This is a genomic window from Fodinicola feengrottensis (assembly GCF_039530045.1).
Classification (GTDB): Bacteria; Actinomycetota; Actinomycetes; order Mycobacteriales; family HKI-0501; genus Fodinicola; species Fodinicola feengrottensis.
The window spans coordinates 283,391-296,696 of sequence record NZ_BAAANY010000020.1; the positions used below are offsets into that span (position 1 = coordinate 283,391).

The window sequence follows — 13,306 nt, forward strand, 5'->3', positions numbered from 1 at the left end:
GGTCCAGCGTGGTGAGGCGCTTTCAGCTAAGCGGGGCCGGATACAAATTTCCTACAAACTTCGCCCGACATGATTATTTACCACGTTTACCTGGCGTAGTTTGGCCAATATCCGGGCAAGGTGGATGCGGCCAGGTACCGTTTGCACCCAAAGCCGCCTTTTGCCGGTCCGAGCAGGGACTTCGCGCCGCACGGGGGTGAACAGCCGTGACCGAACCGAACCACCAGTTCCTCTTCCGGTACCACATCCTGGGACAACTCGAGGTCCGCCGCTTCGGCCAGGTCGTCGAGGTGGGCGGCGACAAGGCCAAGCGCCTGCTCGCCACGCTCCTGCTGCAGCCCAGGCACACGGTCTCGACCGATGTTCTGGTCGACGTGTTGTGGCCGGCGGCGCCACCGCGCTCGGCAGTCGCGAACCTGCGTACGTACGTCAGCTCGCTCCGCGCGCGACTGGGCGTCAGCGGCGACGGCCCGTTGCAGACCCGGCCGTCCGGCTACCGGATCGACCTGGACGACGACGCCAGTGACCTGATCCGGTTCGAACAGCTGGTCGGTGAGGCGCGCCGCCAACACGGCTCCGGCGACACGGTCCGGGCCAGTGCGCTGCTGGACGAGGCCAACCGGCTCTGGCGGGGCGATCCGCTGGCCGACCTGTCTCCCGCGCCGGAATGGGAAATAACCATCAGCCGGCTGAAGGCGCTCCGGCTGGAGGCCGAGGAACTGCGGCTGGGCACGCTGATCTCGCTCGGCCGACCAACACAGGCCATCCCGGACCTGCGGGCTCTGGTTTCCGAGCACCCGCTGCGCGAGCAGCTCTGGTTCGAGCTGGTACGGGCACTGCACGGCGCTGGCCGCCGGGCCGAGGCCCTGCAGGCGTACGTGGACGCCCGGACCGTGCTCGTCGACGAACTCGGCATCGATCCCGGACCGGCGCTGCGTGGCCTACAGCGGACCGTGCTGGCGGACGCCGACCTGGACTCCGAGCCGCGCGGCGAGGCGTACGTGCCGCCACCGCGGGTCTTCCAAACGCCTGCGGACACCGCCGACTTCGTTGGCCGCAAAGCCGAGACCGCGGAGATCGCGACCGCCCTGGAGATCGCAACCGGGCCCACGTTCGTGCTGCTCACCGGCCCAGCCGGGGTCGGCAAGTCGGCGCTGGCCGTACACGCCGCGCACCGGTTCCGGGGGCGCTTTCCGGACGGCCAGATCTACGTCGACTGTCGGGGCACCGACGAACGGGGCGCCACGGACCTGCTGGCCGAGGCGCTCGGGGCGCTCGGGGTGCCGGCCGGAGCGCTCGCGCCCGGCCTCGCCGGCCGGGCCGCCCAGTTCCGCTCGCTGCTGGCCGACCGGGCCGTTCTGGTCATCGTCGACAACGCGGCGACGGCCGACCAGATCGCCGCTTTCCTGCCAGCCACCACCGGTTCCGCCGCGCTGGTCAGCAGCCGGCACCACCACCCCACTCTGCCGGGCTTTCGGCGCATCTCGGTGCCCGCTCTCGAAGATCCCGACTCCCACCAGCTGCTCGCGGAACTGCTTGGCCAGCACCGCGTCGACGCCGAACCGGCCGCCGCGCAAGCCATCGTGACCGGCTGCGACGGGCTGCCATTAGCGCTGCGTACGGTGGCCGCCGGCCTGATCGCGCAGCCGTACAGGCCACTATGGTCGATCGCCGTGCCGGCGAAGGGTCGCGGTTTGGACGGCGTCGTCGCCGACGGCATCGGGGCGGCGACCGAACAGCTACGGGCCAGCCTGGATGCCGACTTTCGACGGCTGCCGGCCGGCGCTGCCGACGCGCTGACCGTCCTCGCTACCCTCGGTCCGGAGCCGGTCCCGGACTGGATGGTGTCCGCGCTGTCCGGTGCGACCGGCACCCTGGACGGCGTCGTCTCCGCCGGACTGCTGCAACCGGTCGGCACGGATACCCTCGGCATCCCGACGTACCAACTGTCCGGCCTGGTCCGGCGCTATCTGGACGGCCGTAGGACCGCGTCCATACCGCTGCCCGCGCTGGAACGAATGGCCGGCGGGTGGTTGACCCTCCTCGCGTACGCGTCCGAGTCGTTGCCAGTGGGTTTCTTCCAGGTGGAGCCGGCCGCGGCGGCTCGCCGCACGACGGTCCCGCCGGCCGCCCAGGTGGTGGCGCGGGCCCGCCGGAACGCCGTTCGCTGGCTGGAGTCCGAGCAGTCCCGACTGGTCGCCGTCACCGAGCAGACCGCCGACGCGGGCGCCGCCGGACTGGCCGTCGACCTCGCCGTCGGGCTGGCGTCGTTCTTCGAGCTGCGCGCGAATGTCGACGACTGGCGGCGTACGCACCGGGCGGCACTGCGCGCGGCCGTGTCGGCCGGCGATGCCCGCGGTGAGGCGATGATCCTGCGTGGGCTTGGACAACTCGACATTTACGCCGACCAGTATTCAGCCGCGGCCGGCAAATTCCACCGCTCGCTGGCACTGTTCACCCAACTCGGTGATCGCCGCGGTGCGGCGGCCGCACTGTCCGGCCTCGGCGCTGCCCACCACTACGACCAGAAAAACGACCAAGCACTCGACTTTTACCGGTTGGCGCTGGGACTGTACGAAAAAACCGGCAATGCCCACGGGGTCGCGTACGCCCGGGCCGCCATCGGCCTGGTGGGCATGAGCGCCGGCAATGCCACCGCCGCCCGCAAGTGGCTGGATCGCGCCCGCCTGGACGCCGGTGCGGTGGCCGACCACAACCGGTCCGCACATGTCCTGCACAAACTCGGGCTTCTCATGCACCGCCAGGAAGAACCCGCCATGGCCGCCGCGTACCAACGCGAGGCGATGGCCATCTTCAGCGGCCTCGGCAACGACCTCGGCGTCGCCAACACCAAGCTCCAGCTCGGCCAGCTCACCGCCGAGCGTGGCGCGGTGCGGCCGGCGATCGCCCTGCTCGAAGAGACCCTTCCGACGTACCGCACTCTCGGCGATCGCCGGTCCGAAGTGGACGCTCTGCTGCTTTTGAGTGATCTCAACGAATCCGAGCGCCGGGCGGGCCCTGCGTGGAGATATCGCCAGCGGGCAGCTCAGCTTTCCCACACTCTGCGTACCGGTTCCTAACCCAGCAGCTTAAGTACGCTTACGTCCAAGGTCAGGGGCGATTTCCCGGTCCCATAATGCAGAATTACCGTACGGTCAGGTCCGGCCGGAGCCTGCAACAGTGTGGTTCCTTGTAAAGCCGCCCAGCCGGCGGCGGGATGTGGCACACCCCAGGGATCCCGCTCTTTCGAGACAATGAGGCTGTAGGGCTCCAGCAACATCCCGACTGTCGCCGCCGAGTTGAAATAGCTCATCGGATCCCCGCCAGCGGGCACGGTCACGTTCGTCACCCGGATGCCAGCCCCGCCGGATAGTGTCAGCTCCCCCGCCGTCACTGCCGAACCCGTGAGGGACCGACCGTCGTCGGTCAGGTTCATTCGTACGCCATCGCAGGTGACGCTGGTGACTTTGCTGGCTGGCGGCGTACCGGTCAGGTACGGCAGTCCCACCAGATAGCCAAACTCGCCGCTGACCTCATTGTCCACAGTGGACATTACGGTCAGCGTTGTCCCGTCTGTCATATAGGCAGTCCGTACGCCAACCACCCCGTGCGGGCCCTGGACGACTGAGTGGATGACCTTCACCGCGTACTGGCCATCGGTGTACTCCTCGGACCTGGCCACCGAAACCAGGTTCGTCAGCCGATGAAGGCCGTGCTCGTCCGTCCAATATGGACCGATCTGATGGATGATCTCGGTCTGCCCGGCCGTGATCGAATACGGCACCAACGACTCATCAAAGACCACCGACGTCGTGCCTTTTCGCAGCTTGTAACGAGAATTCTCATCTCGGCCGGACGGCCACCACTCCTGCCGGTGCTCCATCAACCAAATGGTGGTGAAGGCGAAATGGCCGGTCGGCACCCCATCCGCGCTGTCCATATGAAATGCCCGGGAGCTGTCGGTCCGATAGCGACCGAGATCGTCGCCAAGCGCATTGCTCCAAAACCGCAAACCCAGCACGTTCGGCGAGTTGTCGCGTTCCTCGTTGTGCCGGGCACCGCCGTAGTCGAAGCCGGACACCGACATCCGCAGGTTCAGGTAGCGCGCATGTTGTTCAGCGTCCGCCGCGAAAACTGTCTCGCCGGTGGCCAGATAAGCTTCGGTGACGAAGGTCAGCGCGATCGCGCTGTAGTTCTGATCGAACCCGCCCGAGTGCTCCTGGAAGTACGCGTACCCGCGGTCAGTGGCGCGAGTCGGCCGGATCTTCTCCAGATAGAGCCGCATCGCCGCCGCGCGCATGGACTCACCCACCTCGCGTTCACCGGCCGCCGCCAGCAAATCACCCAGTTGCATGCCACCGATCACACAAGCAATGGCCTGGTTGCTGGCATCCTGTGGATCGAAGTCGGTCACCTCGGTGGACCAGCGCCAGTACGAACGGCCCAGGTCCAGCAGCGCCAGCCGGTGCTGGTCAGTCAGCAGCCCGTCGCCGAAACGCAGGATGTTCACCGCGTGCAACAAAGCCCAGACCGTGGTCGGCCAGTCGCCACCGGGGATCCGGCCCGGTGTCAGGCAGTAGCGTGCGTACGGGAGGCCACTGTCCCTTACCCGCAAGAACGGTGTGCCGGGGTTGTCGGTGACGAAAATCCGCTGCCGGAAATGAAAATCCAGGCCACGACGGACCGGTTCGACCAGCCCCGGGTCCGCGTTGAGGTGCCATTCGTACGCTAGCAGGGAAACGACCCCGAGAGTGTTGTCGCCGACATCGAGTTCACGCCCGGCGACATCGAAACTCCCGTCGGCGCCCTGCCGTGCGATCGCCCGGGCAAGGTGACTGGTGAGCAGATCAAGCAGGTCCTCGACGCTGGTGGGGCTGGTCGAGATCGCCGAATCCAGCGGCGAAATAGGTCTCTCGTTGGTCAAGAAGCTGTCCCGACACAGGCCGGATAACGGGCGGCGATCTCGGCGACCACCGCCGCACCGTCCCGTTTCCACAGCTCGTCGTTGAAAATCTCCACCTCGATCGGGCCGGTGTAGCCGGTCGCCAGCACGGCCTCGGTGAACGCCGGAAAGTCAACACAACCGTCGCCGATCTGCCCACGACCGGTCAACACGCCGGCCGGCAGCGGCGTCGTCCAGTCCGCCAGTTGGTACGCGGCGATCCGCTCCCCCGCCCGCGAAATGCCGGCATCCAGGTCCGGATCCCACCACAGGTGGTAAGTGTCCACGCAGACGCCGACCTGTGCCACCGGGAACTGCTCGGCGATGTCCAGCGACTGCGCCAAAGTGGACACCACGCAGCGGTCCGACGTGAACATGGGGTGCAGCGGCTCGATCGCCAACCGCACACCGCGCTCAGCCGCGTACGGCGCCAGTTCTGCGATCGCGTCGACGACCTGAGCGCGCGCCCCTCGCAGATCGCGAGAACCGGCCGGCAACCCACCGGCAACGAGCACCAGCACCGGTGCTCCCAGCGCGGCCGTTTCGTCGATGGCTGCGCGATTGTCCTGGATCGCCCGGCGCCGGTCGGCCGGATCCGCGGCCGTGAAGAAGCCACCCCGGCAAAGGCTGGTGACGGAAAATCCAGCGCTGGTGAACAGTTCGGCGGACCGCACCAACCCGTACTCGGCAACCGGCTCCCGCCAGAGCCCGACCGCGTCAACACCGACAGCGGTGCACGCTCTGATCAGCTCAGGCAACGAAAGTTGCTTCACTGTCTGCTGGTTGATCGACAACCGGCTCATTGATCGACTCCCGCCAACCGGAGGAAATCCCGTACTCGGGTCGCGGCGAGATCCGGGTCAGGGAAAAGTCCGAGCCTGTCGGCGAGGACGTACGCACGAGCAAGGTGCGGCACCGAGCGAGCGCTCTCCAGGCCGCCGACCATGCGCGGAGTGTCCTGGAAACCGGCCAGCCAGGCCACGAATACCACCCCGGTCTTGTAGAACCGGGTAGGCGCGCCAAATAAATGTCGAGAGAACTCCACCGTCGGATCGAGCAGCCGGCGGACGGCGGCCGGATCGTCGGCCAGCTGCCGGACAGCCGTTGACGCTACACCGGCCAGCGGATCGAAAATTCCCAGCAGGGCATCGCTGTGGCCATGCTTGTCGCCAGTAATCAGTTCCGGGTAATGGAAATCGTCACCTGAATAGCACCGCACCCCGGCCGGCAGCCGGCGGCGAAGCTCGACCTCCCGATCGGCGTCCAGCAAGGACACCTTCACGCCGTCGATCGCGTCCTGATGCGCCACGATCAAGTCGACAAGGGTGTCAGTCGCCTTGTCGAGGTCGTCGCTCCCCCAGTAGCCGCTCAACGCTGGATCGAACATCGGTCCCAACCAATGCAGGATCGCCGGCCGGCTGGCCTGCCGCAGAACAGTGCCGTACACCTGCTCGTACTCGTCAGGGCTGGTCGCGAAGGCGGCCAACGCCCGACTTGCCATCACGATCGGCTGGCCGCCGACTTCCTCGACCACCGCCAGTTGCTCCAGATATGCCTGAACAATCTCGTGGAGGGACGAGACGGGCGAAGCCAACTGATCCGTACCCACTCCGCACGAGATCGCGCCACCACACGCCGACGCTTCGGCACCACTGCGCCGAATCAGCTCCGCGGCGACCGGCCAGTCCAGGCCCATGCCGCGCTGCGCGGTGTCCATCGCCTCGGCCACGCCGAGTCCGTACGACCAAAGATGCCGGCGAAATGCCAGAGTCGCGTCCCAGTCCAGGACCGCGGGCTGCCCAGGACTGTTGTCCGCCAGCGGATCCGCCACCACGTGCGCCGCCGCGAAGACCACCCGCTCGGTCAGCGGGGTGTCCACCGGCTCGAACGCGTGGGGTGTCTTTGCCGGCTGGTGCTCGACAATCGAGCCATCGGCGGTCGGGATATGGAGAATCACAACCGCAGCTCCGGCACGTCGAGCCGGCGCCCTTCAGCCGCCGCTTGCAGGCCAAGTTCGGCGAGCTGCAGGCCTCGGGCTCCGGACAACAGGTCGTGTGACCATTCGCCACCGGCATAGACGTGCCGAAGGAACTGCTCCCACTGGATTTTGAAGCCGTTGTCGAAAACCGCGTTGTCCGGAATTTCCTGCCACTGCGACCGGAAATCCAACGGCGTGGGCATGTCCGGGTCCCATACCGGCATCGGCGTGGCCGAGCGGTGTTGCACCCGGCACCGGCGCAGGCCCGCGACCGCACTCCCGTCGGTGCCGTCCACCTGGAACTCCACCAGCTCGTCCCGATTCACCCGAACCGTCCATGAGGAGTTGATCTGCGCGATGATCCCGTTTTCCAGCTGGAAAATCCCGTACGCGGCATCGTCCGCGGTCGCCTCGTACGGCTGGCCGGCCTCGTCCACCCGCGCCGGGATCCCGGTGGCCTGGATGGCCTGAACCGTACGGATCGGCCCGAAGAGACCGCGCAGAACGTAGTCCCAGTGCGGAAACATGTCGAGCACGATCCCGCCGCCGTCCTCAGCGCGGTAGTTCCACGACGGCCGGTTCGGCGGCTGCCAGTCGCCCTCAAACACCCAGTAGCCGAATTCCCCCCGCACGGACAGGATGCGGCCGAAGAAACCGCCGTCAATCAGCCGTTTCAGCTTTCGCAATCCCGGAAGGAAAAGTTTGTCCTGCACAACTCCGGACTTGATCCCGGCCGCGTCCGCCAGCCGGGCCAGTTCGAGAGCGCTCGCGAGGGTGGTGGCGGTCGGTTTCTCGCAGTAGATGTGCTTTCCGGCGGCGATCGCGGCCCTTACGGCCGGTTCGCGTGCCGAAGTCACCGCCGAGTCGAAATAGATTTCCACCGAGTCACTGGACAACACCTCGTCCAGATCGGTCGTCCAGTGCTCGATCTTGTGCTGCTCGGCCATCCGGCGCAGTTTGGTCTCGCTGCGGCCGATCAGGATCGGCTCCGGCATCAGCGTGCTGCCGTCCGGCAGGTCCAGGCCGCCGGCGTCCCGGATCGCCAGAATCGAGCGCACCAAATGCTGTCGGTAACCCATCCGCCCGGTCACGCCGTTCATAGCGATCTGTACGGTTCTGATCGTCACTTCTCGCTCCCCGCCCTAATATCCTCGATCGAAGGTCGTGTCGCAGTGTCATAGCGTTGCAACCGGCCGCACATTCCCCAAGCAGGGCTAGGTTCGCCGACGTAGACGGCACCTTCGGTGAGGTGGCTGATATCTCCAGCGGCGAGAGCGTCCAACTGCCGGCCGGTACGCTCAGCGGCCGCCACCGGGCCGTCCTGCCACTTCTGGCGCCACTCTCCGATTTTCGGCGCCACCAAGCCGCCCGCGGCTCGATGGAAAGCGGCGAGCGCGGCCGCGTCCCCGCGTACCAGTTCCTGGAACCCGACGATCGCCAGATCGCGTCGCCGGCGCACCGATTCCTCCGCGGCCAGCGGGTCCACTGTGGACGCTGCCGCATATGCCGCCGGATCGGCCAGGATGTTGGATGGGAAGGTGAAAACCGCGTCTCCGGACTCCGGAAGGCCGGCATTCTGCATCAGGACGACGAGCCGCAGGTCGTCCTCGTTGATCAGCCGATGAATCGTACCGGGAGTGAACCAGACGACCTCGCCGGCGCCCAGCGGCGTGCGACGAAATCCTTCGGTGGTGAGGGTTTGCACGGCCCCGCGGCCGCCAGTCACCGCGTAACCCTCGGTGCACGCCAGATGCATGTGCGGTGAACCGCCACACAGCTCGTCGGCACCTGGCCAGTCATAGACCCTCAGCTGGGAAATCCCGATCGCACCAGGCAGAGGTGCCTCGTCGACGGCCATCAGCCGGTCCAGGTAGACAACGGGAAAGCCTTACGATAGTCCTCAATCCCGTCCCGATCCCAGCCGCCGGCCCGTACGACCACGCGCCACCCGCGCTCGAGTACGGCTCCAGGCCTCAGTTCGATTTCCTGGTCGAAAGCCAGCGAAGGATTGGCGATCGGGAAAGGCTCGGTGCGTACGAACCACTTCGCCTCGGCCGCATTCGAAGGATCGTGTTCGAAAAGCAGCGTGGACGTGGCGTCCACGTCGTCGTGTTTACCCACATACGCGAGCCAATCCGCGCGCTGCCCCATCATTTGCGGTCCGCCCAGATCCGCGGGTCCGAGCACCTGACCGTCGGTGAACGATCGCGGTCCACGCCACGCGAGGCCGGTGTAACCAGCCGCCGGCCGGCCGGCCGTGGTCGGGCTGCCGAAAAGCAAGGACTCATCCCGGGTATTGGTTATCGCCGTACGCCAGCGAATCGACCACGTTCCCCATGACGGCGACACATCTGCGACTGCGATTTCCCGGGTTTCCCGCGCCCATTCTTCCCCAGCCGCCGTCAGCCACCGCAGCTTCTCGGCTATTCTCAGAGATTCGTCGCTCACCTGCACCCGATCGAAGCCAAGGTGCTCCATCGAACCGACGACCTCCGGCAGCGGCAAATACCCTTCGCCGTGTCGGTAGCTGTGGCCGCCCCAGAAATTGTGGCCGCTCAGATGCGAAACCGCGAACTGCAACCCCTTGTGCCAGCGATGGTCGTGAGGGCGATAGCCGGTGACGAGGTCGCCGGCGAGGGTCCGCAGGGGATGCGCGTACGGCTTGGGGCCTTCGAAGGCGGACGGATCGGGTCGATAGACATACCGGAAGATCTCCAGCCCTTCGGTCGACACGGCGATCGCCTCGCCGTGCGTGTGAACGACCTGAATCTGACTCACCGGGCCGCCTTTCCCCGCATCGACTGGTAATACGGATGGCCAGGACCGATGTCGCCGCGGCGGACCGGTGTGCCGCTGTCGGCCGAGGCATACATGGCGGTGATCAGCTCGAGAGCCGCCCGGCCGCTCGCGCCGCCGGCCTTTGGACGCTCGCCGGCTCGCATGCTGGCCAGCAGATCATCCAGAGCGGCGGCATGTGAGCTGGGCACGTCCTCAGTGGACGGCCAGAGCTTTTCTGTTGCCTCAGAGCAATGATGGGCCGGGGTAAAGCGCCAGTTCGCGTTCTGGTAGCCGTAGAGATGGCTGAGCTCGACGGTCGCGTCCCGGAAATCGAACCGCAGGTAGCTTTCCTCACGTGGCGAGAGCGCACTGGTGACCACGGTCGCCATCGTGCCACGCTCGAATCGTACGCACGCCATGGAAACGTCGTCGGTCTCGATGTTGCGAGCGAGTGTCCCTGTCATGGCGCGGATTTCCGCCCAGTCGCCCAACACTGCCAGCATCAGGTCGATTTGGTGGATGCCCAACGCCATCGCCGGCCCACCACCTTCGGTCTCGAACTTTCCCCGCCAGGGCACCGCGAAATAGGCGTCGTCGCGATACCACGTGGTTTGACAGAGGGCCACCAGCGGATCACCAAGCGACCCGTCACGTACCAGGCCGGCGAGGTGTCGCGTACCAGATCCGTATCGCTGTTGGAAAACAATCGCCGCGTACGGGCCGCCTTCGGACTCGGCGGCGATCATCGCGTCGTACTCGGCCAAGGAACGTGCCGGTGGCTTCTCGCACCACACCCATGCGCCGGCCCGCAACGCGGCGCTCGCGTGCTCGCTGTGCAGGCCGGGCGGAGAGCAGACCACCACCAGGTCCGGTTCGGTCCGGGCCAGCAGCGCCGGCACATCCTGGTCGGTGTCCGGGATGTCCCATTGTGCAGCGAAGGCAGCCAACGCGCCGGGGTGGACGTCAGCCGCGCCCACCACCGCCACCTCGGGACCCAGTCCGCGTAGCGCCGGCAGGTGCGCGCTGCCGGCGATGTTCCCGGTCCCGACAATCGCGACCCGGACCTGCTGATCGACTCCACGCGACACGTCGTACGACCTCCATAGAAAGCGCTTTCTACATTCTCTCGAAACTAGGATCCGACGGTCCGGCTTGTCAACCTCCGGCTTGGTAGCCTCAGCGTTCGGTACGCGCAGAAAGCGATTGCGGCATGACCCAGCACCCCGATCCACCGGCCACACTGGCCGACGTCGCCCGCCGCGCCGGCGTGTCGCCGGCAACCGTGTCGCGGGTGCTCAACGGCAACTACCCGGTCGCGCTCGACACCGCGGCCCGGGTTCAGCGTGCGGTCACCGAGCTGAGTTACGTCGTCAACGGCAATGCTCGCGCACTCGCGGCCGCCACTTCGGACCTGGTCGGGATCATCGTCAACGACGTGGCCGACCCGTTTTTCGGGTTGATCGCGAGCGGCATCCAGGATGAGACCGGCGGCACCGACGTTCTGGCCATCATCGGCAACACCGCGGGCGCACCGGATCGGGAGTTGCGTTACTTGACGCTGTTGCGCCGCCAACGGGCCCGCGCGGTCGTCCTCACCGGCGGTACGGTCGACTCCCCCGACCACCTTCGCGCGGTCGCGACCCAGGTCAGCGCCCTGGTCAGCGCCGGAACCACGGTGGTTCTGTGCGGTCGGCCACCGCTGGCCGGCGCGGACCATGGGCCGTTGGCCGGAGTGTCCACTGTGGACTTCGACAATCGCGGCGGCGGGCAGGCACTGACCGCCCACCTGATCGCGCTCGGTCATCGGCGGATCGGCTATGTGGCCGGGCCGGCGAACCGGACAACAACGAAACTGCGGGTGCTTGGCCACCAAGACGCGCTGAAGCGGCACGGCCTCGGCGGCACCGACTGTCCAGTGGTGTCCGGAGACTTCAGCCGCGGCACCGGAGAGTCCGCGACCGCTGAACTGCTCCGCCAGCGGCCAGACCTGACCGCGATCGTGGCCGGCAATGACACCATCGCCCTTGGCGTCTGCGCCTATCTGCGATCCCAGGGCCGCACCGTGCCCGCGGACGTGTCGGTGGCCGGCTTCGACGATCTCCCCTTCAGCGCGGACGCGGTGCCGGCACTCACCACCGTCCGGCTGCCGCTCATCGAGGCGGGGCGTACGGCCGGACGGCTCGCCCTGGGACGGCAACTTCCGCCCCCTGGCGGGATTTTCCCCGTCCCAGCCGAGTTGGTCGTACGAGCGTCCACCGCGCCCGTCCGCGGGATTTAGGACTTAATCAAAGCCTTGCCCACGCCATTTCATGTATGTAGCATCTGTTCAGCCCAACAGCGCCTGTTCACATCCACGAACACACTTGTCGTACATCCGACGAATGGCGGCCGACATGACGGACGTTTCCCGACGGGCTTTGCTGGCCGGTGCCACCGGAACCGCTGGCGCGCTGGCACTTCCAGCATTCCCAGTGGCCGCCGCCGCTGAGCCGCGAGTTCTCACCGACGCGGCCTCTTACGCGGTGTCCAAACTTCGTACGGTGGCGCCGACCGTGACGGCGTTCCCGACCGGTACGAAGTTCGAGAAATGGGCCTTCTCGCAGGACGGTGACTGGGTGGGCGGCTTCTGGGCGGGTGCCCTGTGGTTGGCGTGGATCTACAGCGGCGAGGAGAACTTCCAGTCGCTGGCGATCGCCTCGGCGACCAAATTGGCACCCCGACAGAATGACACCTCCACCCACGACCTCGGTTTTCTGTTCTCTCCCTCATGGGTGACCGGCTGGCGGCTGACCGGCGACGACAAATGGCGCGCCGGCGCGTTGCAGGCCGCTTCTTCGCTGATCCAGCGATACAACCCGGCCGGCCGTTTCATCCGGGCCTGGGGAGCGTTGGGCACTTCCGGCAACGCTGGCCGGGCAATCATGGACACGCTGATGAACCTCGACCTGCTTTCCTTCGCCAGCCAGCAAACCGGCGATCCGAAATATCTCGACATCGCGATCGCCCACGCTCGTACGACCCAGCACAACTTCGTACGACCGGACGGCTCGACTCCGCATGTCTTCGATTTTGACCCGGTCACCGGGGCACCGATCGGGCCGAACACCGTGCAGGGTTACAGCCCCACCTCGTGTTGGTCTCGCGGTCAGGCCTGGGGAATCTACGGCTTCACCACCATGTACAGGCGGACCGGCTACCCGGAATTCCTGGCCACCGCCAGGAAACTCGCCGACTTCGCGCTGAGCGTACTCACACCCGACCATGTGCCGGTCTGGGACTACCGCGCCCCACAGGCACCTCATGACATCAAGGACGCTTCGGCCGGAGCTGTGATGGCTTGCGGTTTGTTGGATCTTGCGCGTGTTTCGCGTCGTCCGATTTACCAAACCCGGGCGTTGGACATCCTTACCGCGCTTTGCCGCACCTGCCTGACCACCACATCCACCCGCGCCGACGCGATCGTCGCCCGCTGTACGCGCAACCGGCCCAGCGAGGACGGCGTCGAGATTTCCGTCCCCTACGGCGATTACTACCTCCTGGAGGCGCTGTTGCGCGTCCTTCGCCCCACCCAGCTGGCCGCCGCGATCGGACTTTAGCCGCTACTCGCC

The 13,306-nt window shown here is 66.7% G+C and carries 10 protein-coding genes; 3 read left to right on the forward strand and 7 right to left on the reverse strand.

Features of this window, described 5'->3' with window-relative positions; translation table 11 throughout:
- The first annotated feature begins 206 nt into the window (after nucleotides 1-206).
- The gene (locus ABD301_RS25480) at nucleotides 207-3,080 is read left to right on the forward strand and encodes an AfsR/SARP family transcriptional regulator (protein WP_344313018.1); all 2,874 of its coding nucleotides are present in this window, start codon (nucleotides 207-209) and stop codon (nucleotides 3,078-3,080) included.
- Here the strand turns inward: ABD301_RS25480 and ABD301_RS25485 are convergent.
- The 7 genes from ABD301_RS25485 to ABD301_RS25515 are packed head-to-tail and all read right to left on the reverse strand — an operon-like array spanning nucleotide 3,077 to nucleotide 10,786.
- Nucleotides 3,077-4,924 (reverse strand): hypothetical protein, encoded by a 1,848-nt coding sequence (locus ABD301_RS25485; RefSeq protein WP_344313019.1) that lies wholly within the window; start codon nucleotides 4,922-4,924, stop codon nucleotides 3,077-3,079. The two genes, ABD301_RS25480 and ABD301_RS25485, sit on opposite strands and share 4 nt — an antisense overlap.
- Complete coding sequence (locus ABD301_RS25490; RefSeq protein ID WP_163566854.1) at nucleotides 4,921-5,745, reverse strand: sugar phosphate isomerase/epimerase family protein; 825 nt, start codon at nucleotides 5,743-5,745, stop codon at nucleotides 4,921-4,923. Before ABD301_RS25490 ends, ABD301_RS25485 begins: the two co-directional genes overlap by 4 nt.
- A complete protein-coding gene (locus tag ABD301_RS25495; RefSeq protein WP_163566853.1) occupies nucleotides 5,742-6,899 on the reverse strand; it encodes a dihydrodipicolinate synthase family protein in 1,158 nt (385 codons plus the stop codon). The genes ABD301_RS25490 and ABD301_RS25495 overlap by 4 nt, the downstream gene beginning before the upstream one ends.
- Complete coding sequence (locus ABD301_RS25500; RefSeq protein WP_344313020.1) at nucleotides 6,896-8,047, reverse strand: Gfo/Idh/MocA family protein; 1,152 nt, start codon at nucleotides 8,045-8,047, stop codon at nucleotides 6,896-6,898. The genes ABD301_RS25495 and ABD301_RS25500 overlap by 4 nt, the downstream gene beginning before the upstream one ends.
- On the reverse strand, nucleotides 8,044-8,778 hold the full coding sequence (locus tag ABD301_RS25505) for a cupin domain-containing protein (protein WP_344313022.1): 735 nt from the start codon (nucleotides 8,776-8,778) through the stop codon (nucleotides 8,044-8,046). Before ABD301_RS25505 ends, ABD301_RS25500 begins: the two co-directional genes overlap by 4 nt.
- Complete coding sequence (locus tag ABD301_RS25510) at nucleotides 8,778-9,698, reverse strand: DUF6807 domain-containing protein (RefSeq protein ID WP_163566851.1); 921 nt, start codon at nucleotides 9,696-9,698, stop codon at nucleotides 8,778-8,780. The genes ABD301_RS25505 and ABD301_RS25510 overlap by 1 nt, the downstream gene beginning before the upstream one ends.
- Nucleotides 9,695-10,786 (reverse strand): Gfo/Idh/MocA family protein, encoded by a 1,092-nt coding sequence (locus ABD301_RS25515; RefSeq protein WP_344313023.1) that lies wholly within the window; start codon nucleotides 10,784-10,786, stop codon nucleotides 9,695-9,697. Before ABD301_RS25515 ends, ABD301_RS25510 begins: the two co-directional genes overlap by 4 nt.
- A 122-nt stretch (nucleotides 10,787-10,908) precedes the next feature.
- Here ABD301_RS25515 and ABD301_RS25520 point away from each other — a divergent pair, with 122 nt between their 5' ends.
- Together ABD301_RS25520 and ABD301_RS25525 are read left to right on the forward strand one after the other, a co-directional pair.
- Nucleotides 10,909-11,976, forward strand: coding sequence for a LacI family DNA-binding transcriptional regulator (locus tag ABD301_RS25520; protein WP_344313024.1), 1,068 nt, complete (start codon nucleotides 10,909-10,911; stop codon nucleotides 11,974-11,976).
- Nucleotides 11,977-12,091: 115 nt separating this feature from the next.
- Complete coding sequence (locus tag ABD301_RS25525) at nucleotides 12,092-13,294, forward strand: glycoside hydrolase family 88 protein (protein WP_344313025.1); 1,203 nt, start codon at nucleotides 12,092-12,094, stop codon at nucleotides 13,292-13,294.
- Nucleotides 13,295-13,306 lie beyond the last annotated feature (12 nt).

Bases quoted from the DNA above. Each gene is read 5' to 3' on its own strand.
- ABD301_RS25525 (WP_344313025.1), top strand. From the start codon at position 12,092: ATGACGGACGTTTCCCGACGGGCTTTGCTGGCCGGTGCCACCGGAACC.
- ABD301_RS25505 (WP_344313022.1), bottom strand. From the start codon at position 8,778: ATGGCCGTCGACGAGGCACCTCTGCCTGGTGCGATCGGGATTTCCCAG.
- ABD301_RS25490 (WP_163566854.1), bottom strand. From the start codon at position 5,745: ATGAGCCGGTTGTCGATCAACCAGCAGACAGTGAAGCAACTTTCGTTG.
- ABD301_RS25520 (WP_344313024.1), top strand. From the start codon at position 10,909: ATGACCCAGCACCCCGATCCACCGGCCACACTGGCCGACGTCGCCCGC.